Annotated in this window: 21 protein-coding genes and 1 pseudogene; 4 read left to right on the forward strand and 18 right to left on the reverse strand. The window is 69.8% G+C overall.

The window, feature by feature from the left end:
• The 6 genes and pseudogenes from AWC14_RS29130 to AWC14_RS06130 all read right to left on the reverse strand — a co-directional run.
• A pseudogene (locus AWC14_RS29130) lies at nucleotides 1-95 on the reverse strand (thioredoxin-disulfide reductase); the annotation flags it as partial.
• A 133-nt stretch (nucleotides 96-228) separates the two neighbouring features.
• Nucleotides 229-735 (reverse strand): hypothetical protein, encoded by a 507-nt coding sequence (locus AWC14_RS06110; RefSeq protein ID WP_052425649.1) that lies wholly within the window; start codon nucleotides 733-735, stop codon nucleotides 229-231.
• Nucleotides 728-1,315 (reverse strand): RNA polymerase sigma factor SigM, encoded by a 588-nt coding sequence (gene sigM / locus AWC14_RS06115; protein WP_045382585.1) that lies wholly within the window; start codon nucleotides 1,313-1,315, stop codon nucleotides 728-730. Before sigM ends, AWC14_RS06110 begins: the two co-directional genes overlap by 8 nt.
• 53 nt (nucleotides 1,316-1,368) lie before the next feature.
• On the reverse strand, nucleotides 1,369-4,965 hold the full coding sequence (gene murJ, locus AWC14_RS06120) for a murein biosynthesis integral membrane protein MurJ (RefSeq protein WP_045382582.1): 3,597 nt from the start codon (nucleotides 4,963-4,965) through the stop codon (nucleotides 1,369-1,371).
• Nucleotides 4,962-7,379, reverse strand: a complete 2,418-nt coding sequence (locus AWC14_RS06125) for a hypothetical protein (protein WP_045382590.1) — start codon at nucleotides 7,377-7,379, stop codon at nucleotides 4,962-4,964. Before AWC14_RS06125 ends, murJ begins: the two co-directional genes overlap by 4 nt.
• Before the next feature lie 20 nt (nucleotides 7,380-7,399).
• Entirely contained in the window at nucleotides 7,400-8,134 is a 735-nt protein-coding gene (locus AWC14_RS06130) for an NUDIX hydrolase (RefSeq protein WP_045382579.1), read from the reverse strand.
• 97 nt (nucleotides 8,135-8,231) lie between these two features.
• Here AWC14_RS06130 and AWC14_RS06135 point away from each other — a divergent pair, with 97 nt between their 5' ends.
• Together AWC14_RS06135 and AWC14_RS06140 are read left to right on the forward strand one after the other, a co-directional pair.
• Nucleotides 8,232-9,677, forward strand: a complete 1,446-nt coding sequence (locus AWC14_RS06135) for a CCA tRNA nucleotidyltransferase (RefSeq protein WP_057003113.1) — start codon at nucleotides 8,232-8,234, stop codon at nucleotides 9,675-9,677.
• A gap of 23 nt (nucleotides 9,678-9,700) precedes the next feature.
• Complete coding sequence (locus tag AWC14_RS06140; protein WP_045375668.1) at nucleotides 9,701-10,210, forward strand: hypothetical protein; 510 nt, start codon at nucleotides 9,701-9,703, stop codon at nucleotides 10,208-10,210.
• A 70-nt stretch (nucleotides 10,211-10,280) separates the two neighbouring features.
• Here the strand turns inward: AWC14_RS06140 and AWC14_RS06145 are convergent, their stop codons facing one another.
• Both AWC14_RS06145 and AWC14_RS06150 read right to left on the reverse strand, forming a co-directional pair.
• Nucleotides 10,281-11,054, reverse strand: coding sequence for a TIGR03084 family metal-binding protein (locus AWC14_RS06145; RefSeq protein ID WP_045375613.1), 774 nt, complete (start codon nucleotides 11,052-11,054; stop codon nucleotides 10,281-10,283).
• A gap of 40 nt (nucleotides 11,055-11,094) precedes the next feature.
• Complete coding sequence (locus AWC14_RS06150; RefSeq protein WP_428838949.1) at nucleotides 11,095-12,414, reverse strand: MFS transporter; 1,320 nt, start codon at nucleotides 12,412-12,414, stop codon at nucleotides 11,095-11,097.
• Between the two features lie 112 nt (nucleotides 12,415-12,526).
• Here AWC14_RS06150 and AWC14_RS06155 point away from each other — a divergent pair, with 112 nt between their 5' ends.
• Nucleotides 12,527-13,132 carry a YqgE/AlgH family protein gene (locus AWC14_RS06155; protein WP_045375615.1) on the forward strand — a complete coding sequence of 202 codons (606 nt, stop codon included), beginning with the start codon at nucleotides 12,527-12,529 and terminating at the stop codon, nucleotides 13,130-13,132.
• Here the strand turns inward: AWC14_RS06155 and AWC14_RS06160 are convergent.
• The 3 genes from AWC14_RS06160 to AWC14_RS06170 are packed head-to-tail and all read right to left on the reverse strand — an operon-like array spanning nucleotide 13,129 to nucleotide 15,354.
• Entirely contained in the window at nucleotides 13,129-14,106 is a 978-nt protein-coding gene (locus AWC14_RS06160) for a bile acid:sodium symporter family protein (protein ID WP_045375616.1), read from the reverse strand. The two genes, AWC14_RS06155 and AWC14_RS06160, sit on opposite strands and share 4 nt — an antisense overlap.
• Before the next feature lie 10 nt (nucleotides 14,107-14,116).
• Complete coding sequence (locus tag AWC14_RS06165) at nucleotides 14,117-14,446, reverse strand: hypothetical protein (protein ID WP_045375618.1); 330 nt, start codon at nucleotides 14,444-14,446, stop codon at nucleotides 14,117-14,119.
• Between the two features lie 35 nt (nucleotides 14,447-14,481).
• Nucleotides 14,482-15,354: an LpqN/LpqT family lipoprotein gene (locus AWC14_RS06170; RefSeq protein WP_045375620.1), complete on the reverse strand. Its 873-nt coding sequence runs from the start codon at nucleotides 15,352-15,354 to the stop codon at nucleotides 14,482-14,484.
• 170 nt (nucleotides 15,355-15,524) lie between these two features.
• Between AWC14_RS06170 and leuS the strand changes: the two genes are divergently transcribed.
• A complete protein-coding gene (gene leuS, locus AWC14_RS06175) occupies nucleotides 15,525-18,413 on the forward strand; it encodes a leucine--tRNA ligase (protein WP_057003106.1) in 2,889 nt (962 codons plus the stop codon).
• 7 nt (nucleotides 18,414-18,420) lie between these two features.
• Here leuS and AWC14_RS06180 read toward each other — a convergent pair whose 3' ends face one another.
• Genes AWC14_RS06180 through AWC14_RS06210 form a run of 7 tightly spaced genes read right to left on the reverse strand, consistent with a single transcriptional unit; the run spans nucleotide 18,421 to nucleotide 24,675 of the window.
• Nucleotides 18,421-19,086: an SDR family oxidoreductase gene (locus AWC14_RS06180; RefSeq protein WP_045375622.1), complete on the reverse strand. Its 666-nt coding sequence runs from the start codon at nucleotides 19,084-19,086 to the stop codon at nucleotides 18,421-18,423.
• Nucleotides 19,087-19,116: 30 nt separating this feature from the next.
• Nucleotides 19,117-19,620: a MarR family winged helix-turn-helix transcriptional regulator gene (locus AWC14_RS06185; RefSeq protein ID WP_045375624.1), complete on the reverse strand. Its 504-nt coding sequence runs from the start codon at nucleotides 19,618-19,620 to the stop codon at nucleotides 19,117-19,119.
• 55 nt (nucleotides 19,621-19,675) lie between these two features.
• A complete protein-coding gene (locus tag AWC14_RS06190; protein ID WP_045375626.1) occupies nucleotides 19,676-20,425 on the reverse strand; it encodes an amino acid ABC transporter ATP-binding protein in 750 nt (249 codons plus the stop codon).
• On the reverse strand, nucleotides 20,422-22,254 hold the full coding sequence (locus tag AWC14_RS06195) for an ABC transporter substrate-binding protein/permease (protein ID WP_428838950.1): 1,833 nt from the start codon (nucleotides 22,252-22,254) through the stop codon (nucleotides 20,422-20,424). Before AWC14_RS06195 ends, AWC14_RS06190 begins: the two co-directional genes overlap by 4 nt.
• Nucleotides 22,251-22,928, reverse strand: coding sequence for a GntR family transcriptional regulator (locus AWC14_RS06200; protein WP_045375630.1), 678 nt, complete (start codon nucleotides 22,926-22,928; stop codon nucleotides 22,251-22,253). Before AWC14_RS06200 ends, AWC14_RS06195 begins: the two co-directional genes overlap by 4 nt.
• A 43-nt stretch (nucleotides 22,929-22,971) precedes the next feature.
• On the reverse strand, nucleotides 22,972-23,775 hold the full coding sequence (locus tag AWC14_RS06205) for an LLM class F420-dependent oxidoreductase (protein ID WP_045375632.1): 804 nt from the start codon (nucleotides 23,773-23,775) through the stop codon (nucleotides 22,972-22,974).
• A gap of 9 nt (nucleotides 23,776-23,784) precedes the next feature.
• The gene (locus tag AWC14_RS06210; RefSeq protein WP_045375634.1) at nucleotides 23,785-24,675 is read right to left on the reverse strand and encodes an alpha/beta fold hydrolase; all 891 of its coding nucleotides are present in this window, start codon (nucleotides 24,673-24,675) and stop codon (nucleotides 23,785-23,787) included.
• Nucleotides 24,676-24,679: the final 4 nt, after the last annotated feature.

Genomic DNA, 24,679 nt, shown 5'->3' on the forward strand with positions numbered 1-24,679 from the left:
GCCAGTTGCGCGCGCGCGGTGTAGAGAGCAGCGGTGTATCCGGCCGGTCCGGAGCCGATAACGATCACGTTGCGCACGGGGCTGCTGGCAGTCATACGAGCCTTTCGGATACTTCGAGCCGGGTCCAGACACTTCGAACGCCAGGGTAGGCGGCGCTGTTCCCGGGCTGAAACTCTCGTGGCGATTCGCCAGCGCGGCGGAGCCGGGCGCAGCGGGTCGCCACGGATCTTACGGACGGGGAACCGACCTGTCAGCCAGCAACCCCGTGTCGGCCCTACTGCAGGTCGGCGCCACCGCCAGTGCGGCCACCGTATCGGGCGTGTCGCCGGGCAGGACAAGTAGCACGCCCGGGCGACCGGCGATCTCGATCGGCCGGGCGCCCAGCACCCGGACCGAGGCGGCGTAGCCCAGGCCGGTCAGACACGACCCGCGCCGCTGCGGATCGGCGAGCGGGCCGTAGTCAGCGGGGCGGTCGAGCAGCGCGAGGATCTGCGCGTCGGACAACGGAATAGCCGCAGGCGGCCGCGACACCGTGATGTGCTGGGCAGTGATCGGGCTGCTGGGAGTCGCCGCCGGCTCGCTGACGAGCGCGGCCGTTCCGAGCGCGACGGCGACGCCGGCCGCGGCCAGGCCGGCCACCGCCGCCACCACCCGCAGCGGCCGACCGCCGGGCCGGGCGGCGTGTGCGGGTTTCAGCGGCGGATCACCATCCGCGTCGTCGCGAACGTCAGCCATCGGCCTCAGTGTGCGACATGGCCGGGTCGGTGTCCTTGTCGAGGTGGCCCAGTGCCGTGGCGAGCCGGGCCCGCGCGCGGGCACAGCGGCTCTTGACGGTGCCTTCGGCGACGCCCAGCAACCGGGCGGTGTCGGCGACGGTGTAGCCGTGCATGTCGACGGCCACCACCGCCGCACGCTGCTCGACGGGCAGCCGCATCAGCGCGCGCTGTACCGCAATCGCCGTTTCCACCTGCGCGGTCCGATCGGCCACCGGGTGGTCGTCGTCCAGCGCAGCGGTGGGGTGAGACCTGTTGCGGCGCAACCGATCCAGGCATGCGTTCACCACGATGCGATACAGCCAGCTGCTGACCGCGGCGTCGTGCCGGAACGATTTGGCGCCCCGGTGCGCCGAGAGCATCGCGTCTTGCAGCGCATCGGCGGCGTCCTCCGGGTCGCGGCTGGTGAGCCGGGCAAGGCGGTGCAGCTGGCGGTGGTGGCGGTAGAACAGCTCCTCGAACGCATAGCGGTCCCCGGCGACGTGGTCGGCCAGCAGTTCGGCGTCGCTGCGTTCTGTCCGCACCCGATTGCCGAGACCCACGGCCGGACACTAACCAAGCGGGCCCTGCCCGGCACTTCACCCGCGGGGCTGCCTTAGGAGGCGGCCTGCACGGTGATCTCGGAGATGTCGGCTTCGCTCTTGCCGTTGGTGGTTCCCAGCGTGGAGATCCACACCAGCAGGTTCGACGTCGGCGCCGACGCGTTGACCGGGATGCTGTTGTGCCCGGGGTGCAACGCCGTCGGCTGGGTCAGCGCCGTGGTGTCCTCGAGCTTGGCCGGCGACGACGTCGGCGACGAGCGGATCTGGACCTTTGTGCCCGTGCTGGAGATGTCGACGGTCACCGTGCCCACGGTCGTGGGTTTGGGCAGCTCCAACAGCAGCCCGACGCCGTTCTTGAAGCTGGGGAATGGCGCGGCGTCGGTGTAGGTGTCGGTCGCCCAGGCGGTGGCCGGGTTACCGTCGATCGCCTGGCCGGCCTGCCCCGGGTTGTCGGCCTCGCCGCCGGGGGAGAAGACCGTCGCCTTCAAGGGTTTGACCGTGCTGCCCGGCGCCGCCGAACTGCTGGCCGTCGCGGTGGTGCTCGACGACGGCGCGTTCAGGCCGAGGCGATCCTTGTCCAGGCCGCCGCCAAGGTCGCCGAAGATGCGGCCCAGCACCGTCGCCAGCACCAGCAGCGCGACCACGATCACGGCCACCGCTGCGCCCACCCCGATCATCACGTTGCGTCGACGCCGCAGCCGAACCTCGTCGTCTTCCGGGCTGCTGCGGCGGAACGGCCCCGGCCGCCCGGCGCCGGGCGCCGGCTCGTCGATCGGCGCCAGCAGATCGGTGCGGTCGGCAACCGCCGTGGCCTGCTGCAGTAGGTTCAAAAGCGTTGCCGCGCTGCGTATTCCGCCGTCGCCTTGGATGGCGTGACTGGCCGCCGCAGAGATCTGGAACGGAATGTCGCGATCGATCAGGCGCGGTTCCACCGGGTGACCGGACCCATCCCGCTCGGCCGGCGCCAGGCCGCTGCGCACCCCGGACTCCGGCAGCGGCCACCGGTTGACCAGCAGCGCATACAGTGCGCCGCCGATGCCGCGGATGTCGGCATCGGGCGTGGCGTCGGGCATGGTCGCCGGGAAGGCCAGCACCACGTCGCCCTCGATGCTCACCCGCACCCGGCTGGGGTGGTCGATCGACAGCGCGACGCCGGCGTGGTGGGCGGCTTCGGCGGCGGCGGCCAGGGTCTGCATCGCGCGGGCCGCTCCCACCGCCGACGGCGAGGTGTTGGCCACCTCCTGCAGCGAGCCGCCCCGGATCCACTCGGCGACCACCAGCCCGCCGCGGCCGGTGTGCACCACGTCGAGCACCCGGGCGACGCCCGGCTTGTCGATACGGCTGAGCCGCAATGTGCGAGACAGGATTTCGCGCAGTTCGTCGTCGGGCAGCGTCCCGTCGGGGTCCACGAACGTCAGCGCCACCTGCCGGTCCAGCGCGGTGTCGAGGGCCTGCCAAAACTGCAATCCCGGTCGACCGCCGTGGAATACGAGCAACCGGTAGCGGCCACCGGAGATGCTGGCGCCGGGCACCAGGTGCAGGTCTTCTCGCGCCGGCGGCCCCGGCGCCGGCGCGCGTGGCGCGTCGAACTCGATCGGATCGTCGGCGACGGAATCCCCGTTCGGCTTTTTCGGCGCGGGCGCTGAGACGGTGCCGACCTGAAGATCGGGCGGGATGTCGGGCTGGAAGTCGTCGGCGGACTGCTGCGACCGCTCGGCGTCGGACGCAGGTTTGGACGAGGTGCTGTGTGTCGGGCCGTCAGTCACCTCCGGTCCTTTCCCCATCCGCGCCCCGGCTACCTGCTCGGGAGGCATTCGCCGGATGGGTCCCCGGACCGGATACCCCCCCGGCGCCAACGAATTCCTCTGCTCAGAGTACGTGACCGGGCCACGCCCGGACAGGCGGTCGGGCGGGGCGGCCTTGCCCACGGCTAATCTTCCGCCCGTCCCGCCGAGCCATCGACGTGCCACAGCGGCCGCGGCGAGCGCCTCGGGCACCTGCGCGCGCAGCATCACCGCGGCCAGGATCGGCGCCATGATCACCGCGAGCACAAAGAGCCGCAGCAGTGAGCCGGCCCCGCCGCCGTGCGCCGTCAGGGTTTCGAGTCCAAGCAGCTGATCGACCACGTGCGCGATCAGGCCGGCCAGCAGCGACGCGGCGATGGTCACCAGGATGGTCCGGGTTTCCGCCGCACCGATCAGGTGCCGGCTGGGTGGGCGCAGCGTGTTGCGCAGCAGGTAGTAGCCGACTATCGCGCCGGCCAGGAAGCCCAGCCCGTTGGCCAGCCCCAGATATCCGGCCACCAGCTCGCGGTCGTCGGTGACATATGGCGCCAGCAGCGACCCGACCACCTTGACCGTGGTGATGACGACGATGATCACGATCGGCGTCCAGGGCTGCTCGCGGGCGTAGAAGACCCGCAGCTGCAACAGCACCAGCGCGTAGGGGATCAGCGTGAACGCCGACAGCGCGATGGCCGCACCGAGGTAGCCGGCGTCGACCTCGCCGAACCGCCCGTAGGCGAATAGCGCGCTGCCGATCGCCGGCCCGCCGACGGTCATGACCGCCACCGTCGGGATCAGCGTGATCATCGTCATCCGGGTGGCCAGCGACAGGTCGGCCAGGACGGCGGGCGTGTCGTCGGCGGCCGCGTTGCGGCTCAGCCGCGGCATCACCACCGTCAACACCGTCACCCCGATCATGCCGAACGGCAGCTGCAGGACCAGCCAGGCGTAGTTGTAGATCGCCGGCCCGGAAGCGGCTGCGGTACTGGCGATCTGGTTGCCGATGATGAAGCCGAGCTGGCTGATCAGCACGTAGAGCACCATCGCGGCGGCCATCGCCCCGAAACGTTTGAGGCGTTGGTCGATTCCCCACAGCGGGCGCAGGCTGATGTGCTGGCGCCAAATCGCCACCAGCAGCACCGCCGTCTGCGCGACTACGCCGAGCGTGGTGCCGATGCCGAGCACCAGCAGCTTGGCGTTGCCCATCTTGACTGGGTCCACCGACAGCTGCCCCGGCACGGCCAGGTAGACGCCGAGCGTGGCAATCGCAACGACGTTGTTGACGACGGGCGCCCAGGCCGGCGGCCCGAACACGTTGCGGGTGTTCAGGATCGCCATGAACACCGAGGACAGCCCGTAGAAGATCACCTGCGGCAGCAGCAGGTAGGCGAACGCGGTGGTCAGCGGTTCGTTGACCTGTGGGCTGGCGCCCAGCATCAACCGCACCAGCAGCGGCGCGGCGGCTACCGATAGCAGCGTGGTGACCAGCAGCAGCGTGGTGGCCATCGTGACCAGGCGCCGCACGAACGCCTGCCCGCCGTCGGCGTCGTCCTGTTCGGCGCGTGCGAGTACCGGCACGAAGATTGCGGTGAACGTCGCTTCCAGGACGAGGGCGGCGATCTGGTTGGGCAGCTGGTTGGCCACCGAGAAGGCGCTGGTCAGCGCCGCGCCCAGGATGGCTGCCAGCAGCACGATCCGGGCGAAGCCGGTGACCCGGCTGACCAGCGTCGCAAACGCCATCCCCCACGACCGCGACACCAGCGCCGCGTCGGACAGTTCGACGCGCTGCTGAGGCGCCGTGGCCTCCAGCGGCGTCGGCGAGGACAACCGCGCCGACAAAGGCACGCCCCGGCCGGCCGAGCTCATACCGGGTGCTCTTCCTCAACGCGGTCGACCACCCGCGCCTGGACGTCGGCGGGGTCGGGCCGGTCCAGGTCGGCGCGGTCGGGCTGGCCGCGGAAGCGGTGCCACAGCCGTCGTCCGGCCAGCGTCACCAGCACCGCGGCCGCGCTGAGCGTGATCGCGAACAACACCTTGCCGTAGGCATTGGAATGCACCGACAGCCGCACCGGCTCACCCAGCGGCACCCCGTCGGGGGTACGCAGCGACACGTCGATGGCCACCCGCTGGGTGAAGTTGACCTCGATCGGCACCCGCAGCGGCAGATACCCCGGTGGCAGCTCGATTTCGCCGAGGTCGGTCACCGTCATGCCGGGCGGGGTGTCCACGTGCAGCCGCACCCGGATCGGCACCGCCAGGCCGTTGTGCAGCGCCAGCGGCAGCGGGCTGTGCTCGGTGGCCAGCGTGTAGGACCCGCCCGGGTTGACGATCGTGACCGACCCGTACAGGTCGTCGATGGTGCCGCCGACGATCTGCACCCGCCGGTGCGCCAGCCCGTTGCGAGTGTCCGGTCGCTCCGATTGGCTGACCGCGCGCAGCATGTCCTCACGCAGCGGCGCGGTGTAGCCGGCACCGGTCAGCCCGGTGCGCACGTCGGTGGTCAGCGCCGCCGTCAGACCGCCCAGCCGGCCCAGCTCGCCGGCGATCTGGGCGATGACGACGTCGTCGAACCGTCCCCGCGGGGCGATGTCGTTGCCGACGGGCCGGGGGGCGGAGTTGACCGCGGAGGCGTCGGCTATCAGCGCCGGCAGCGGCCGCGGCACCGCCAGCCCGGAACGAACGGCCGCGGCCAGTGTGGTCAAGATGGCCCCCGCGTCGTCGGATTGCAGGGTCCAGGTCGGGGGCGGCACCAGGATCTCGGTGCGCTGGGCGACGTCGGGTTGCAGGCCCCGCCACAGCATCGAGCCCAGCGCGTCCTGGCGGCGCGCGGTGGCGGAGTCATGCCGCAGCCGTACCGCCAGCGAGGCGTCCAGGTAGGTCGGTGCGACGGGGTCGGTGCCGGCCGCCGCCAGCGCGGCGCCGACGGTGGGGTCGAACGGCGCCGCGACCACCTGCGCCGACACGCGGCGCGGGGCGATGTCCGCCGTCGCCGGTTCGCCGGTGGCGGAGTCCTGTCCGGAGAACTCGGCCGCGGCGACCGCCACCGTGGCGGTGTTGGCACCGAGCAGGTCCACGCTGCGCCGTGTCAACAACCCGTCGGCGATCAGGGTGGCTCCGCGGACAGATGCGACGCCCAGGATCTGGTCGACGATGTCGCCCGCGGTGGCGATGCTGGCGGCGTCGCCGAGCCCCGCGTCGCCCACCCGTTGCACCGCGTCGAGGTCGGCCTGGGCGTACGGGGTGGGCGCCACGCACATGCGGTGCGCCAAGGCGCGCACCCGATCGAGCCAGCTCACGGCCGCGGCCTGGCCGGTGCCCGGGTGCACCGGCGCGCCCGGACCGCTGCTGTCGGGCGCGTCGGCGACCACATAGCCGCGGGTCATCGCGTTGACCGTGACGAGCAGATCCGGGTCGACGGCCAGGCACAGCGAGCGCCCGACAGCGCCGTCGGGGTCGACGTCGCGGCTGGTAGCGAATTCGGCTGCGGACAGCAGGATGTCCAGCCTGCCGCCGGTGGCCAGCGAGGTCGCCAGCTCGTCGTCGACCAGCCTCACCGGGATCGTGCCGCCGGGTACCCCGGGGGCCAGCCGCGGCCGGTCGGCCAGCGGCCACAGCATGGTCACCTGCACCGGTTTGGAGGTGTCGGGCGCGACCACGGAGCTCAGCGCATCCGAGGACTTGTCCGCGGGGTCGGCGGGCACACCCATCACCGGCAGCAGGAAACGGGCATTGTCGAGGCGGGCCGCTTCGCCGTAGTCGGGTGTCCCGTTGACGTTGACCAGCAACGGGTACACGCCCGGCTTGCCGATGGCCAGCGACGGCTCGGTCAGTGAGCGCACCGGGGCCGACAGCGTGAAGCCGGCGTTCTGCCCGCGCTGCAGTTCGCTGGCCACCGTCAGGAAGTCGCCGACCGGCTCGTACTGGTCGGTGCCGCCGTCGAGGTTGGTGCGCAGACCCGCCGAGGAGCCGACGGCCGCCGCCCGCTCGAGGCGGACCATCACGTCGCGCACCGGCCGGTCGCCGACATTGGTCACGATCCCGGTGACCGTGACGACCGGCTCGCTGGTGGTGGTGACCACGTCGGGCGTCACCTGGTCGACGCGCACCTGCACGAACGGAGTCGTACCGGGCTCGCCCGCGACGGCCCGGGGCGCGGCGGTCGGAAGCGTGAGCACGGCCCCCAGACCAGCCAGGATGCCGGCCACCGCGGCGAGGCGCAGTAGGGCGGCTCGTCCGTGGCGATCGCAAGCGCGGCGAAGCCGGGCGCAGCGGGTCGCCACTTGGAACAGCCGCAACCTGGTCACGGCCCGGGACCGCGACCGTTCTTCCGGCCCGGCGCGGGTTGACGATGGTGGGCGCGCGAATGCGTCTGCGGGCGCCGGCGCGGGGTGGTGGGCGGCAGCGGCGGCAACGCCGCCGGGCCGTCCGACTGCAGCTTGTCGATCAGTTCGTCGGCCACCTCGGCCAGGCGCCGCTCGTCGGCGTAGGCAAGCCGCGACGGCAGCTCCCGGATCGGCACCCACGCCACTTCGGCGACTTCGAGGTCCTCGTCGGACAGCTCGCCGCCCGCGCACCGCATCAGATAGTGGTGCACGGTTTTGTGGACCCGCCGGCCGTCGGTGACGAACCAGTAGTCGATGCTGCCCAGCGCGGCCAGCACGCTGCCCTGAATGCCGGTCTCCTCGGCGACTTCGCGGATTGCGGTCTGCTCGGCGGTCTCGCCGAGTTCGATGTGGCCCTTGGGCAGGGACCACAGCATGCGGCCGCGGCGGTCGACGCGACCGATCAGCGCGGCGACCTGTTCCTCACGGGGCCCGTCGATGCCGTCGATGACCAACCCGCCCGCGGAGGTTTCGTGCACGGTGCGCAGCCGCTCGGGTCCGCGCCGGGTCGAGCGTCCACGTCCCGACTTGGCCGACTGAGCGGTGCCGTCGACTGGCGTGTTGTCGGTGCGGTTTTCGGCTGTCCCGGCGGCGCGACGACCCCGGCGCCTGCCTCGGCGCCGGCGGGGTTTGGCTTGTTCGCCGTCCGACACCCAAGCGATAGTAGCTGGCACGCCTACGCGTTCCAGGGCACACTCGCCGTTCGTCGCCGTAATGTGGCCGAGCGTCGCCGTACTAGGCTGGACCAACGTGCCCGAAACCGCCCAGGACGCCGAGCTGCTGACCGCGGCCGCAGTCGCGTTGAACTCCTACGCCGACCTGTTGCGCGAACTCGGCGCGGTGTTCGCTGCGGCCGGTCACGAGTTGTACCTGGTGGGCGGGTCGGTGCGGGACGCGTTGTTGCGGCGGCTCAGCCCCGATTTGGATTTCGCCACCGACGCGCACCCCGAGCAGGTGCAGAAGATCATGCGGCCGTGGGCGGATGCCTTGTGGGACACCGGGATTGAATTCGGCACGGTCGGCGTGGGCAAGGGCGGGCACCGGCTGGAGATCACCACGTTTCGCGCCGACCAATACGACCGGGTGTCGCGCAACCCGCAGGTGCGGTTCGGGGACTCGCTGGACGCCGACCTGTCTCGCCGCGACTTCACCGTCAACGCGATGGCGGTGCGCGTCACCCCGGCCGGGCCGGGCGAATTCGTCGATCCGCTGGGCGGTTTGGCGGCGCTGCGCGCCGGCGTGCTCGACACCCCCGCGGCGCCCGAGGTGTCGTTCGGCGACGACCCGCTGCGCATGCTGCGCGCGGCCCGGTTCGTCTCGCAGCTGGGCTTCGCCGTGGCGCCCCGGGTCCGCGCGGCGATCGAGGAGATGGCGCCGGAGCTGGCCCGCATCACCGCCGAGCGGGTGGCCGCCGAACTGGACAAGCTGCTGCTCGGCGATGACCCGGTCGCCGGCATCGACCTGCTGGTGCAGACCGGGATGGGCGACGTGGTGCTGCCCGAGGTCGGCGGGATGCGGATGGCCATCGACGAGCACCACCAGCACAAGGACGTCTACCAGCATTCGCTGACGGTGCTGCGGCAGGCCGTGGAATTAGAGGGCGCTGGAGGTCCTGATTTGGTGTTGCGCTGGGCGGCGCTGCTGCACGACATCGGCAAACCCGCCACCCGCAAACACGAGCCCGACGGCGGGGTGAGCTTTCACCACCACGAGGTGGTGGGCGCCAAGATGGCCCGTAAGCGGTTGCGGGCGTTGAAGTACTCCAAGCAGATGGTCGACGACATCTCGCAGTTGGTGTACCTGCATCTGCGGTTCCACGGCTACGGCGACGGGAAGTGGACCGATTCGGCGGTGCGCCGCTATGTCACCGACGCCGGTCCGCTGCTGCCCAAGCTGCACAAGTTGGTGCGGGCCGACTGCACCACCCGCAACAAGCGGCGGGCCGCCCGGCTGCAGGCCAACTACGACAACCTCGAGGCCAGGATCGCGGAGCTGGCCGCGGCCGAAGACCTGCAGCGGGTCCGGCCCGACCTGGACGGCAACGAGATCATGAAGCTGCTGGACATCCCGCCGGGGCCGCAGGTGGGCGAGGCGTGGCGCTACCTCAAGGAGCTTCGGCTGGAGCGCGGCCCGCTGTCGCACGAGGAGGCGACGGCCGAGCTGCTGGCCTGGTGGAAGGCGCGCGGGAACCGGTAGCGAGTGCGCCGCGTCTGACCGGCATGGAGTACTGCTTGGGCAGCGGCGACGGTACGGCGGCCATGTGGACCGGCCAGCCCGATCTCGACGTCGACGGCGACGGCCGGCTCGACGCGGTCGGGCTGGACTTCGACGGCGACGGGCTGCGCGACGACGCACTGGCCGACCTCGACGGGGACGGGCTGGCCGACCACGCCGTGCTGGACCTCGACAACGATGGCTCGCCGGAGAGCTATTTCACCGACGACGGGACCGGCACCTGGTCGGTGGCCGTCGACGGGGGCGCGAAACTGCGGTGGTTCGGGCTCGACGGCGCCGAGCACACCGGCGGGCCGCTGGTCGACTTCGACGCCGACGGCGCCGTCGATGACCGGCTGGTCGACAGCGACGGCGACGGGCTGGCCGACCGTGCGATGTGCGCCGGCGAGCACGGCGTGACGGGATATGTGGACACCGACGGCGACGGCCGCTGGGATGTGCGGCTGACCGACAGCGACGGCGACGGCGCCGCAGACGGCGCTACCACGCTCTAGTCACTGCGCCGAGTGTGGCGAAGATGCACGCCAATCGCGAAAAGGCGTGCACCAAGCGCACATTCGCCGCTTACCGACCGATGCCCGGCGGGCCGGCGAAGGCCTGCGCGATGTCCAGCCAGCGCTCTGCTTCGTCACCTTCGGCGACGACGTCCAGCGTGCGGCGCGGCCGGCGCTGGGTGACCAGGAAGCAGAAGTCCTCGGCACTACCGGTGACCCGCTGGGTCGCGTCGGGCGGGCCCCACGACCACACCCCGCCGTCGGGTGCACGCAGCTCGACGAAGAACGGCTCGGCCGGCGGCGTCAATCCGTTGACCATGAAAGCGTAGTCGCGGGCCCGCACGCCGATGTGCGCAACCGATCGCAGCCGCGCGGTGGGCGGTCGTGTGACGCCGAGCGTGTCGGCCACATCAAGGCCATGCGCCCAGGTTTCCATCAACCGCGCGGTGGCCATCGAGGCGGCGCTCATCGCGGGACCGAACCACGGCAGCTTGCGGCCGTCAGGAACGGTCAACAGCGCGTCGTGCAACTGCCCCCGGGTAGACCGCCAATCGGCAAGCAGCTCAGCAGGTTTCGTGGCCGCCAGCTCTTCGGCGCCGGCGTCGACGAAGCCGGTGGGGTTGGCGGACGCGGCATGCAGCAGCTCGGCAAAGCCGGCCTCGTCGGTGACGGACGTCAGCGCAACACGGTCGGTCCACAGCAGGTGCCCGATCTGATGTGCGATGGTCCAGCCCGGGGCGGGCGTCGGCTCGGCCCACCGGTCGTCGGGAAGCGGCGCCACCAACGCGTCGAGTTCGTCGCTCTCGGTACGTAAGTCAGCCACGATCGAATCAAGCCCGGCCATCGGATCACCTTAGCGACCGTTCGTCGCCCGCCGACCGGGCCTATGGGCGGCGGCTCTCCTCGCGCTGCGCGCTCGTCGCCCGCCGACCGACCAGAGCATGCACCGCCAGGCCCGCCAGATACAACGCCACCCCGGCCAACACCAGCACGGGCGCGTGCCCGTCGTCGGGAATGACGATCGCCGCCCCGGTGATCGCCGCGATGAACGAAACCCAAAACAGCGAATCCTGCACCGCGAACACGTGTCCGCGCAGGGCGTCGTCGACGTCGATCTGCATGGCGGTGTCGGCGCACAGCTTCACCACTTGGCCTGCGGTGCCGAGGAAGAACCCGCAGACCACCATGACCGGCAGGTGCAGACCGACCCCGACGAGCTGGATGGCGGCCGCTATCGCCAGCGCGCCGTTGGCGGTGGCGTAGCGACCCCAGCGGCGAACCGCGGGCGGTGTCAGCACGTTGGCCAGAAACGAGCCTGTCCCGGTGGCGGCGACGAACAGCACCGCGGTGCCCAACCCGCCGACCGAGGTGCCGCCGGCGTGGCGCACCAGCAGCAGCACCAGCAGCGTGTTGATGCCGAACACCATCCGGTGCGCCGCCAACCCGGCCAGGGTGCCGGCGACGGTCGGACGGCTCAGCACCGTGCGCGCCCCGTGCAGCCAGCCGGTGACCACCAGGTAGAGCACCGATCCATGGATCGCGCGGTTGGTGTCGTCGGGCCCGAGCACGTGGGCGCCGAACCGCAGCGACAACACCAATGCGATCGCCACCGGGACCAGCACCAGAAAAATGATCGACGCGGCGCCGTAGTCGCCGGACCCGAAGATCCGGCGCGGCACCAGCATGAAGTTTGCGCCCAGGAAAGCCGCCACCGCGCCCGTCGCGGTGGCGATCGAATTCATCGTGACCACTTGCTCGCGGGGAACCACGTGCGGCAGCGCCGCGGAAAGGCCGGACGAGACGAAACGACCGAAACCGTTGACGATCAGCGCGCCGCACAGCACCGGCAGGTCGCCCTTGCCGGCGGCCAGAAGGAGCCCCGCCACGACGGCGGACAGCAGCCGGCCCACGTTGGCGCCGACCAGCACCAGCCGCCGATCCCAGTGATCCATCAGCGCACCCGCGAACGGGCCCAGCACCGAGTACGGCAAAAACAGCACCGCGAACGCGCCCGCGACGGCCAGGGGACTGGCCGCCCGCTCGGGATTGAACAGCAACGCCCCGGCCAGGCCCGCCGAGAACAGCCCGTCGCCGAATTGGCTGACGGCGCGCAACTCCAGCAGCCGCCGAAAGTCGCGCAGGCTGCGCACCGAGCGCCAGACAGCGACAGGCGGGCGGGTGTGAATCACGAAACCTACTTCCAGGGTGCGGCCCGGCAAGCCGGCACCGCGCCGAGCCACCCACCCACCCTACAAATATCAAGCGGCGCCCGGTTTGTTCGCCACGACGGCCGCGCGCTGATGCGATGATGGTGTTGTGGCGCAGCATGAAGACCCCGAGGACTATGTCGCCCCTGCGGCGCATCGCGTGCGGGCGGGCACGTTGCTGCTGGCCAACACCGACCTGCTCGAGCCGACATTTCGCCGCAGCGTGATCTATATCGTCGAGCACAACGACGGCGGCACGCTCGGGGTGGTGCTGAACCGGCCCAGCGAAACCGCGGTCTACAACGTGCTGCCGCAATGGGCGAAGTTGGCCGCCAAACCCAAGACGATGTTCATCGGGGGACCGGTGAAACGTGACGCGGCACTGTGCTTGTCGGTGCTGCGGGCCGGCGCCGAGCCCGACGGTGTGCCCGGCCTACGGCATGTGTCCGGGCGGCTGGTGATGGTCGATCTGGACGCCGACCCCGAGTCGATCGCCCCGCTGGTGGAGGGGGTGCGGATCTTTGCCGGATACTCCGGTTGGACCATCGGCCAGCTCGAGGGCGAGATCGAGCGTGACGACTGGATTGTGTTGTCCGCGTTGCCTTCTGACGTCTTGGTCCCGCCCAGGGTGGACCTGTGGGGCCGAGTGCTGCGGCGCCAGCCGATGCCGCTGTCGCTGTTGGCCACCCACCCGATCGACCTGAGCCGCAACTAAGACGGCACCGGATCGCGCGAGAGTCTGCTGGCGATCACCGCGCAGACCAGCAGCTGAATCTGGTGAAAGAGCATCAGCGGCAACATGATTACGCCCACGGTGGCCGCGGGAGACAGCACCAGCGCCATCGGAAGCCCCGACGCCAGGCTCTTTTTCGAGCCGCAGAACAGCAGCACGATCGCGTCGCCGCGGTCCAGCCCGGCCAGCCGGCCGACCAGGGCGGTGAACGCCAGCACCACCCCCAGCAATGCGGCGCTGACCACGGTGACCGCGACCACCCGCCACAGCCCGACACTCAGCCATATCCGCTCGACCATGCCCATCGAGAACGCGGTGTAGACCACCAGAAGGATCGACCCGCGGTCGACCAGCCTGGTTAGCACAGTGTGCCGGGCAATCACGTCGGCGATCCACGGCCGCATCAACTGGCCCGCCACGAACGGCAACAGCAGCTGCAGCACGATGTCACGAATTGCGGTGGCGTCCACCCGCGGTGCGCCGCTGGTGTGCATCAGCAGCAGGACCAACACCGGGGTGACGAGCACGCCGACGATGTTGGACAGCGATGCACTGACGATCGCGGCCGAAACGTGGCCGCGCGCAATCGAAGTGAACGCGATCGAGGACTGCACCGTCGACGGGACCAGACACAAAAACAGCAGACCGTTATAAAGGTCCAGCGTCAGCAACCACGGCACCAATGCGCGCGCCGCCAATCCGAGTATCGGGAACACGAGGAACGTCGCCGCCAACACCAGCAGGTGCAGCCGCCACTGCCGCACGCCATGCCAGGCCTGCTGCGGCGACAGGCGGGCGCCGTAGAGCCAGAAGAGCACCGCGATCGCGATCTTGGCCGCCACCGACACCGCCTCCGCCGCGGCACCGCGAGCAGGGAAAACCGCCGCGAGAGCTACCGTCGCCAGCAGCGCCAATAAGAAGGTGTCGATCGGCAGGGCCGACAGCCGCGTGCGCATGCCCGGCGGATCAGCGGCACGACAACGTGCAGGCCGCACAGTCGCCACCGCAGACAGCGGGCGCCGCTTCGCGGCGTAGCGCGTACCGCGCGCTCTGCCACGACCCCGCGGCCACGGTGCCGACCGCACCGACGACGCACACGCCGACCAGGACACCGGCGGACGGGCGCGGCCCGGCCAGGGCCACCGCGCCGCCGGCTGCCAGCATCACCGCGGCCGCCAGCTGCGTCGGCGCGACCGCGCGCGTCACCTGCTGGGCCCCGGGACGTGATAGCGACCACAATCCGTGTCCGGCGCAGGCGATCGCCATGCCCATGCACAGCAGTCCGGCGATCAGCATGGGGCCACAATACTTAAGGCCGCCACGCGGCGGGTTTACCGCGTCGGCGCGGGCACCGGCGGGTGGGCCGGCAAGGCAGGCACGGCAGGCGCGGCGGGAGCGGCGGGCGGCGCGGCGCCCGGCGCAGTCACCCGGAAGCCATTGACGATCGCGTCGGTGGCGGGCGCGTCGGCGACGGCCTGGGTGACTGCCGTCGTCACCGCCAGCGACACCAGGTAGCGGTCAGCCCCGGACGTGGCGATGACATGCCGCCGAGATGTGTTGAGGGTCATATCGTTTTGCCGATAGGTGCCCTCGATGACCGACGACGGGAACCCGCCGAAGTCGCCCATCGTACCCTTGGTGGTCTGCCAGGCGGGCAATTGCTGGCTGTCGACGTACCCGTGGGTGATGGCCTCGCGCGGATCGAAGTCGCCGACCAGCTTGTAGACCACCACTTGGGCGTTGGACGTGTAGAGGCTGTTGCCGGTGCCGGATCGGTCTGCGATAACGGCGAACGCGTCGGGCACATTGGGGTCGGGCACCTGAGTCCAGCGCGGCGGCACCGGCAAGGTGATGTCGAGCGCGTGCAAGTTCTGCGGTTGCTGCGGCTCGAGTTTGACGCCCTTGCCGGCGAAGTAGTCGCGCAGTGTCCCGCTGGTGGCCGGCACCAGCGTCGCCGGTGCCGGCGCTGCGGCAGGTTGCGGTGATGGGACACGGGGAGCCACCGAGGGGGCGGTACCCGGCGTGCTGTTGCCGACGGCACCCAGCGCGTTTTGGGTGAGGGGCGGGGCGGGGGCCGGCACCGGGTTGGGCCCGGGCGGAAACACGGGATCTGCCGAGGCCGTGCCGGCGACGCACATCACACCCGCGACGCCGACGACGACACCGGCTGCCAGCACCCGCAGGCCGCGGGCAATCTGCGTCATCAGAGTCGCTCCTTCCCTCGGATCGGCGTTAGAGGCCGACTGTAACCAGCGCAAACCGGCAGCGACAGGCTTGAGATTGACCTGGGATGAACCCCTGATCGGTATGCGACGAAACCGAGACCAACCTGTGGCCGGAAGGCGGTCGGCGCCGTCCTTATACCCTGTGTGACGTGACCGAATCCCCGACCGCAGCAGCCGGCGCCGTCCCGGGCGCCGACGAGGCGGACTCCGACGCGCCGCGGTACCGCTACACCGCGGAGCTGGCCGGTCGCATCGAACGGACCTGGCAGGACAACTGGGCCCGCTGGGGGACATTCAACGTGGCCAACCCGGTCGGCTCGCTGGCGCCGGCCGACGGCTCACCCGTGCCCGGCGGCAAGATGTTCGTCCAGGACATGTTCCCGTATCCGTCCGGCGAGGGCCTGCACGTCGGTCACCCGCTGGGCTACATCGCCACCGACGTCTATGCCCGCTACTTCCGGATGACCGGACGTAACGTGTTGCACGCGTTGGGTTTCGACGCGTTCGGGCTACCCGCCGAACAGTATGCGGTGCAGACCGGCACCCATCCGCGGACCCGTACCGAGGCCAACATCGTCAACTTCCGCCGTCAGCTGGGACGGCTGGGCTTCGGCCACGACGCCCGGCGAAGCTTTTCCACCACCGACGCCGAGTTCTACAAGTGGACGCAGTGGATCTTCCTGCAGATCTACAACGCCTGGTTCGACACCACCGCCAACAAGGCGCGGCCGATCGCCGAGCTGATCGACGAATTCGATTCCGGTGCACGCACTTTGGACGATGGCCGGGACTGGACGGCTCTGGCGGCCGGTGAGCGCGCCGACGTGATCGACGGCTACCGGCTGGTCTACCGGGCGGATTCGATGGTGAACTGGTGCCCGGGATTGGGCACCGTGCTGGCCAACGAAGAGGTCACCGCCGACGGCCGAAGCGACCGGGGCAACTTCCCGGTGTTCCGCAAACGGTTGCGGCAGTGGATGATGCGCATCACCGCCTACGCCGACCGGCTGCTGGACGACCTGGACCTGCTGGAGTGGCCGGACAAGGTCAAGACCATGCAGCGCAACTGGATTGGCCGCTCGACCGGTGCCGCGGCGTTGTTCGGCAGCGACGCCGGCGATATCGAGGTGTTCACCACTCGGCCCGACACCCTGTTCGGCGCCACTTATCTGGTGCTGGCGCCCGAACATGAGCTGGTCGCCCGGCTGACCGCCGACGAGTGGCCGGACGGCGTCGACCCGCACTGGACGTTCGGTGCCGCCACCCCCGCCGAGGCGGTGGAGGCATACCGGCGCTCGATCGCCGCGAAGTCCGACCTGGAGCGCCAGGAATACAAGGCGAAAACCGGTGTCTTTCTTGGTACCTACGCCACCAATCCGGCCAACGGCCAAAAGGTGCCGATCTTCATCGCCGACTACGTGCTGGTCGGCTACGGCACCGGGGCGATCATGGCGGTCCCGGGTCACGACCACCGGGACTGGGAGTTCGCGCACGAGTTCGGCCTGCCGATCGTCGAAGTGATTGCCGGGGGCGACATCTCGAAGGACGCCTACACCGGCGACGGCGTGCTGGTGAACTCCGGCTTCCTCGACGGAATGGACGTGACCGCCGCCAAGAAAGCCATGACCGCCCGGCTGGAAGCCGACGGCCGCGGCTGGGCGCGCGTCGAATACAAGCTGCGGGACTGGCTTTTCGCGCGGCAGCGGTATTGGGGCGAGCCGTTCCCGATCGTGTACGACAGCGACGGACGCCCGCACCCGCTGGACGAAGCCGCGTTGCCGGTCGAGCTGCCCGACGTGCCCGACTACTCGCCGGTGCTGTTCGACCCCGACGACGCCGACAGCGAGCCCGAGCCGCCGCTGGCCAAGGCCACCGACTGGGTGCACGTCGAACTGGATCTCGGCGACGGGCTCAAGCCCTACACCCGCGACACCAACGTGATGCCGCAGTGGGCGGGCAGCTCGTGGTACGAGTTGCGCTACACCGACCCGCACAATTCGGAACGCTTCTGCGCCAAGGAAAACGAGGCCTACTGGATGGGCCCGCGGCCGGCCGAGCACGGTCCGGACGATCCGGGCGGTGTGGACCTGTATGTCGGCGGTGTCGAGCACGCCGTGCTGCACCTGCTCTACGCGAGGTTCTGGCACAAGGTGCTCTACGACCTGGGCCACGTCACCTCCCGCGAGCCGTACCGCCGGCTGGTGAACCAGGGCTACATTCAGGCGTTCGCGTACACCGACGCGCGTGGTTCCTATGTGCCGGCGGCCGACGTGGTCGAACGCGACGGCAGGTTCTTCTACCCGGGACCGGACGGCGAGATCGAGGTCTTCCAGGAGTTCGGCAAAATCGGTAAGAGCCTGAAGAATTCGGTCTCGCCCGACGAAATCTGCGACGACTACGGCGCCGACACCTTGCGCGTGTACGAGATGTCGATGGGGCCGCTTGAAGCATCGCGGCCGTGGGCCACCAAGGATGTCGTTGGCGCGCACCGCTTTTTGCAGCGGGTGTGGCGGCTGGTGGTCGACGAGCAGACCGGCGGCAACCGGGTCGACAATCATGCGGAGGTCGACGTCGAAACGCTGCGCCAGCTGCACCGCACCATCGCCGGGGTGTCCGAAGACTATGCGGCGCTGCGCAATAACACCGCGGTGGCCAAGCTGATCGAGTACACCAACCACCTCACCAAGGAACACCGCGACGCGGTGCCGCGCGCCGCCGTCGAGCCGCTGGTGCTGATGCTGGCGCCGCTGGCCCCACATGTGGCCGAGGAGCTGTGGCAGCGGCTGGGCAACACCGCGTCGCTGGCGCACGGCCCCTTCCCGGTGGCGGACCCGCAGTATTTGGTCGAAGACACCGTCGAATACCCGGTGCAGGTCAACGGCAAGGTGCGCGGAAAAGTGGTGGTGGCCGCCGACGCCGACAACGACACGCTGGAGGCCGCCGCGCTGGCGGACGAGAAAGTGCAGGCGTTCTTGAACGGCGCCCCGGTCCGGAAGGTCATCGTGGTGCCCGGCCGCTTGGTCAACCTCGTCGTCTAACCAGCGCTCACCGGGGCCGCAGCACTACTTCGTGGACGTGCCCGTCGGGCGGGGTGGCCACCACATCGGCGACCGCCGCGGCGACGGTGTCGGGCCGCAGAAAGCGGCCCGGGTCGTACTCGCCGCCCTCGTAGGCGACCAGCTCGCGCTGCATGTCGGTGTCGACGCGGCCGGGATACACGGTGGTGACCCGCAGCGACGGCTCGTCGGCGCGCAGCGAATCGGCGAACGCGCGCAACGCGAACTTGCTCGCCGAATAGGACGCCATCCCCGGCGACACCCTGCGACCCGAGCCCGAATTGATGAACACCACCTGGCCGCCGGCCCGCCGCAGCCCAGGCAGCAGCGCCAACGTAACCGCCACCGCGCCAACGACATTCACGTCGAAAGTAGTGCGCCACTGCTCGACGGTGGACTCGGCGACGTGCCCGGGCATGGACACGCCGGCATTGTGCACCAGCACATCGAGCTCGGTGATCGACTCGGTGGCGGCCGGGATCGCATCGGTGTCGGCCAGATCCAGCGCAAGCGTGGTGGCGCCGAGGCGCTGCGCGACGGCATCCAGCCGTTCCGAGGGCCGACCGGCCAGCAGCAGGGTATGCGTCGGGGCCAGTGCGACGGCAATCGCCGAACCGATACCCCGGCTGGCGCCGGTGATCAATGCAGTGGGCATGCGGTCAATGCAGTTGTGGCGCTACGGTTTTCACGCCTGCTCGGCCTCGCCGGGACAAGCGGGGCCAGCCGGCTCCAGAGCCGCCAACCGTTCCAGCGGGGCAAGCGCCTTGGTCAGGGTTTCCAGTTCGGATTCGCTGAGCTTGCTGAGCATCCCGGCCAGCGCGGCGATCCGGTTGGCCAGCGACTCGCGGTGCACCGCCAAACCCCGCGGCGTGATGTCGACCAGCACGGCCCGCAGGTCAGACGGGTCGCGCGAGCGCTTCACCAGGCCGATCTTCTCCAGCCGGCGAATGGCCACCGTGGTGGTGGGAGTGCGCACCCGCTCGTGCGCGGCCAGGTCGGTCATCCGGATCGGGCCCCGGTCGAGCAGCGTCACCAGGATCGACAGCTGGGCCAGGGTCAGCTCGCCCGCGGTTGCGGTGGCGGCGCTCGGGTCCCCGCGGCGCAGGATGGAGAAAAGCTTGGACAGCGTGCGGTGTAGACCCTCAGCCAGCTGTGTCACTTCCGGCACGGTGGCTTCGCGTTCCGCCATAATTCGCCAGTCTAACCTGATTGCTCCGAGCCTGACGCGAAAATCGCTTTTGCCGTCAAAGTACTTGTGATAAGAACCGCTGCAGCCGCTCGGTTTCGGCCGCCTCGAAGATCTGCTCGGGCGGCCCGGTTTCCACCACCGCGCCGCGGTCCATGAACACCACGGCGTCCGCCGTCGACCTGGCAAAACCCATTTCGTGGGTGACGACCACCATCGTCATACCCTCCTCGCCGAGTTCGGCGATCAGCGCCAGGATGCCCTTGACCAACTCGGGATCCAACGCCGACGTGGCCTCGTCGAAGAGCATCACCTGCGGCGCCATCGCCAGCGCACGAGCGATCGCGACACGTTGCTGCTGACCACCCGACAGCGCGCCCGGGCGGCTGTCGGCCTTGTGCTTCATCCCGACCCGGTCCAGCTGCGCCAGCGCCAGCTCGCGGGCCGCGTCGGCCGGCAGTCGCTTGAGCTTGCGCGGCGCCAGCATCACATTGTCCAGCACGCTGCGGTGCGGGAACAGGTTGAAGTGCTGGAACACCATCCCGATGCGCTGGCGCAGCCGGTTGGGGTCATCGCCCAGCACGGACCGGCCGTCGAGCAGGACGTCGCCGCGGTCGGGCTCGTACAGACGATTCAGCGTGCGCAGCAACGTCGACTTGCCCGACCCCGACGGGCCGATGATCGCCGCCGTGCTGCCGGCGGGCACGTCGAGGTCGACGCCCCGCAGCACCACGTTCTGCCCGAACGAAAGGTGAATGTCCTTGGCCGCCAACGATACCGGCGCTGCACGCTCGACGGCCGCGGTCATAGCATCTCCTGCCCGGTCGCCGAGGCGAGCGCGTCGATTTGGTCCGGCGGCTCCACCGCGGGGCGGCCCTGGCGAAGCCGCTTGTCGACGTAGTTCACCAGATGGGTCAGCGGGATCGTCAAGATCAGGTAGAACACACCCGCGGCCACCAACGGGGACAAGCTGCCGGTTTGGGCGTTGAAATCGCGGCCGACCTGGAACAGCTCTCGCTGACCGGCGATCAGCCCGAGAAAGTAGACCAGGGCCGAGCCCTTCAGCAGCGCGATGAACTGGTTGACCAGCGCCGGCAGCACCCGGCGGATGCCCTGCGGCACAACCACCAGCCGCATCGACGACGGGTAGCTCAGCCCCAGCGCACGGGACGCTTCGAGTTGGCCGGTGTCGACGCTTTGAATGCCCGCGCGGAAGATCTCGCCGACGTACGCGGCGGCGGTCAACCCCAGCGCGGCGATACCGAGCGGGTATGGGTTGTTGTGGGTCAACCCGCCGACAATCGGCCCCACCCCGAGGCCGATCAGCAGGATGATCACCACTTCGGGCAGGCCGCGGAAGATGTCGGTGTACACCCGGGCCGGCCAGCGCAGCCACCGGGTATGCGAGATCCCGGCGACGGCCAGCGCAATCCCGACCACCAAGCCGATGACGCTGGCGCTGACGGTCAGAATCAACGTGTTCGGCAGTCCCGTCGTCAGCAGCACCGGGATGACCTGCTTGTAGAGATCCCAGTCGAGGAACGAATCCCGCAGCTGAGCCAGCGTCGACGTCGGTGCGGGCGGTCCGGTCTGCGACCGGTGATGCTGTTCTGCGATCTTCGCGAAGTCCGGCAGGTGCGGCGTCAGCGCACTCTTGGACCCGGGTTTCCAGTCCGGAGGCAGCGGCCGCGGCACCCAGTCGGAGTACAGCCCGGACCAGGTGGCGTCGGCGATGACGGCGTCCAGCGCGGAGTTGAGCGCATCGATCAGCGGCCGGTTGTCTTTCGCCACCGCGTACGCCACGAATTCGCCCTCGCTGAACGTGTTGGCGACGATCGCGGCCGGGTCACCGGGCCGCACTGCGTTCATCGCCTCCAGCCCGCCGGCCACCCAGGCGTCGATCTGGTGGGTCTTCAGGCTGGTGTACGCGGTGATGATGTCGGGGAATTTCACCGGCTGCAGGTGCAGGGTCTCGACGACGTAGGCGTCCTGCACGGTGCCCTGGACGACGCCGATGCGCTGCCCGGCCGCGAGGTCGTCGAACCCGGTGATCGGCGAGCCGGGCTGCACGACCAGCGAGGCATACCCGAAGTCGTAGCCGTTGGTGAAGCCGACAGTGCGCCGCCGCGCGTCGGTGGCCGTGATCGACGCCGAGCCGACGTCGAACCGGCGCGACGACACCTGCGCGAGCAGGCCGGCGAAGTCGGTGCCGACGAAGCGGACCCGCAAGCCCAGTTTGGCGGCCATGGCGCGCAGCAGCTCGTTGTCGAATCCGGTGTAGTGCCCGGCGGGGTTGATGCAGGCGTTCGGCGGCGCTTCCGAGACGGTGCCGACGGTCAGGGTGCCCGGCGTGATGAGACCCAGCGAGGCGGCGTCGACGGAACTGAGCGGCTCGACGCCGGCGGTCGTGTACTTGTCTTCGCGGGGGCGTTTGGCGGTGGCCAGCTTGGGCGGCAACGCCGTCGCGTTCTCCACCCCGGACGGCGCGCACTGGTTGGTGTCGGCCGCCGCGGGTGGCGCGGCTGCGAGGCCGCACACCATCAGGATCACCGCGATCACCGCGAGGAGCTTTCCGGCGAGGACGTTCATATTCGCAACGTACCGGCCCCTTGCGCGACGCCGGACCGGCCGGTTCAGAACGCGACAGCGGGTTTGTCGGGCGGGGACAGCACGCGGCGGCGAATGAGTTCGGCCACCATGATCTGGGCCATCAGCGCTGCGCAGCCGGCGCACGCCGCCCGGGCCGCGGCGGGATCGCGACGGTGGATGGCGGCGGTTTCGTCCTCGTAGAACGGCAGCATCTCGGCGATCACGTTGGGGTAGCTCAGCAGGAACGGGCGCGGAATCAGCGCGGTCGACGCGCGGATCGCCGCGTGCAGTCGCGGCCCGGCGTACTCGTCGGCGACGGCGCGGCGATAGTCGCGCGCGTCCTGCTGGAATGCGCGCGGTTCTTTCGCGGTGCGCAGCGTGCGCATCAGGGTGTCGAGCTGATCCAGGATCCGCGGTGTGGGGTTGGCGGCGGCACGCGCCGACGCGATTCCGTTGAGCACGCCGTGCAGTTCGTGATGCTCGAGAATGGTGTCCTGGTCGAATCTCTCGACGAACGCGCCGCGGTGATACCGGGTGAACAGCACGCCGTCGTGTTCCAGCTGGACAAGCGCCTCCTGAATGGGGACCCGACTCATCCCGAGTGCTTCGGCGATCTCGTTGCGGTCGACCCGGTCACCGGTGCGCAGCTTGCCGGTCAGAACCAGGTTGAGGATGTAAGCAACGACCTGGTCCTTCTCTTTAGCGCCGTACTTTTTCGGCATATCCCTTTCGAGTTTCTCACGGCGCGCCGGTTTACGTTGGGGTTCAACGATTATCGCGCCACCGGCACAGCGTTTCAGCAGCGCTCAGGTCGTAGTCGGGGCCGGTCGAGCCTACGGTCAGCAGGGTTACGCCCAGGCCCGTCAAGGCCTCGGCCTCGGCGATCAAGGCGTCGGCGCCCCGACCGCGCCCGGTCTCGCCCCCGACCGCGGCGGACCGCTCGATGCTGTCCGGGTCACGTCCGATCGCCGCGCAGTGCCGGGCCAGCACGTCCGCCTTCGCGGGATAGGCGTCGGCGCTGGCGAAGCTGTGCCACATGTCGGCATGTTCGGCGACCAGGCGCAGGGTCTTGCGTTCACCCTCGCCGCCGATCAGCAGCGGAATCCGGCGGGTGGGCGGTGGATTGAGCTTGCTCAGCCGCGATGTGATCCGGGGCAGCGCCGCGGCCAGGTCGTCGAGACGGCTGCCCGCGGTGCCGAACTCGTAGCCGTACTCGTCGTAATCCCTGCGTTTCCAGCCCGACCCGATACCCAGGATCAGCCGGCCCTCCGAAATGTGGTCGACGGTGCGGGCCATGTCGGCGAGCAATTCCGGGTTGCGGTAGGAGTTACAGCTCACCAGCGCACCGATTTCGATGCGCGACGTCTGCTCGGCCCAGGCTCCCAGCATGGTCCAGCATTCGAAGTGGGCGCCGTCGCGATCGCCGTAGAGCGGGAAGAAGTGATCCCAGTTGAACGCGATGTCGACGCCGATGTCCTCGCAGCGACGGACGGCGTCACGGATCTGGCTGTATTGCGGGGCGTGCTGCGGCTGAAGTTGAACACCAATACGAACGGGGCGAGAGGTCATACTGCCACGTTAGCCGTCGAGCACCCTGCGCAGAATCCCGATCAGCGCTCGAGGCTGGTCGCTTTGTACCGAGTGCCCGGACTCTTCCACGACCTGCGCCCCGCGGAAATGCTTTGCGCGACGGCTTAATTCGGCGACGTCCTGGTCGCTGACGAATCCCGACGAGCCACCGCGGATCAGCGTGACGGGCGCCGACATGACGCCGACGTCGTCCCACAGCGAGGCGAAGTCGGGGAAGCTGCGAATGGCGTCGTAGCGCCATGTCCACTTGCCGTTGTCGAGCTGGCGCGAGTTGTGGAATACCCCGCGCCGCATCGCCTTGACGTCGCGGTGCGGTGCGGCGGCGACGGCCTGATCGACCATGGCCTGGAAGCTGGGGAATTCCCGCTCGCCGTGCATCAGCGCGACGGTGCCGAGCTGTTCCTTGGTCATTTCAGCGTGCCGCTGCAGCGCCGACGGGGTGACGTCGATCAGGACGAGTTCATTGACGAGCTGGGGTGCGATCGCGGCCAGCCGGATGGCGGTGAGCCCGCCCAGCGACATCCCGACGACCAGATCGGCTTGCGGCGCAAGCTCACTCACCACCGGGACCAGCGTCGCGGCGTTGCGCTGCGGCGAGTAGTCACCGTCGTCGCGCCACGCCGAATGCCCGTGGCCGGGCAGGTCGACGGCAAGAGCCGCTTCACCGAGGCCGACGATGACCGTGTCCCACGTGTGCGCGTTCTGCCCGCCGCCGTGCAGGAAGACGACGCGGGGTGAGGTGTCGCCCCACGTGAGCGCGCTGATGGGGCCGCGCTCGACGCGTGCGACGGCCGGCACCGTGTCCACGCCGGCCTGCTCGGCGTTCTCGTGCAGCAGCTCAAACTCGTCCACGATTTCGGCGCGATTATGTGCGCTCAGCGAT

The organism is Mycobacterium kyorinense (assembly GCF_002101735.1).
Lineage (GTDB): Bacteria > Actinomycetota > Actinomycetes > Mycobacteriales > Mycobacteriaceae > Mycobacterium > Mycobacterium kyorinense.

Excerpts from the sequence above, each read along its gene's own strand:
- AWC14_RS06110 (WP_052425649.1), bottom strand. The coding sequence starts at position 735 with ATGGCTGACGTTCGCGACGACGCGGATGGTGATCCGCCGCTGAAACCC.
- murJ (WP_045382582.1), bottom strand. The coding sequence starts at position 4,965 with ATGAGCTCGGCCGGCCGGGGCGTGCCTTTGTCGGCGCGGTTGTCCTCG.
- AWC14_RS06140 (WP_045375668.1), top strand. The coding sequence starts at position 9,701 with ATGGAGTACTGCTTGGGCAGCGGCGACGGTACGGCGGCCATGTGGACC.
- AWC14_RS06145 (WP_045375613.1), bottom strand. The coding sequence starts at position 11,054 with ATGGCCGGGCTTGATTCGATCGTGGCTGACTTACGTACCGAGAGCGAC.
- AWC14_RS06160 (WP_045375616.1), bottom strand. The coding sequence starts at position 14,106 with ATGCGCACGCGGCTGTCGGCCCTGCCGATCGACACCTTCTTATTGGCG.
- AWC14_RS06165 (WP_045375618.1), bottom strand. The coding sequence starts at position 14,446 with ATGCTGATCGCCGGACTGCTGTGCATGGGCATGGCGATCGCCTGCGCC.
- AWC14_RS06170 (WP_045375620.1), bottom strand. The coding sequence starts at position 15,354 with ATGACGCAGATTGCCCGCGGCCTGCGGGTGCTGGCAGCCGGTGTCGTC.
- AWC14_RS06180 (WP_045375622.1), bottom strand. The coding sequence starts at position 19,086 with ATGCCCACTGCATTGATCACCGGCGCCAGCCGGGGTATCGGTTCGGCG.
- AWC14_RS06185 (WP_045375624.1), bottom strand. The coding sequence starts at position 19,620 with ATGGCGGAACGCGAAGCCACCGTGCCGGAAGTGACACAGCTGGCTGAG.
- AWC14_RS06190 (WP_045375626.1), bottom strand. The coding sequence starts at position 20,425 with ATGACCGCGGCCGTCGAGCGTGCAGCGCCGGTATCGTTGGCGGCCAAG.
- AWC14_RS06200 (WP_045375630.1), bottom strand. The coding sequence starts at position 22,928 with ATGCCGAAAAAGTACGGCGCTAAAGAGAAGGACCAGGTCGTTGCTTAC.
- AWC14_RS06205 (WP_045375632.1), bottom strand. The coding sequence starts at position 23,775 with ATGACCTCTCGCCCCGTTCGTATTGGTGTTCAACTTCAGCCGCAGCAC.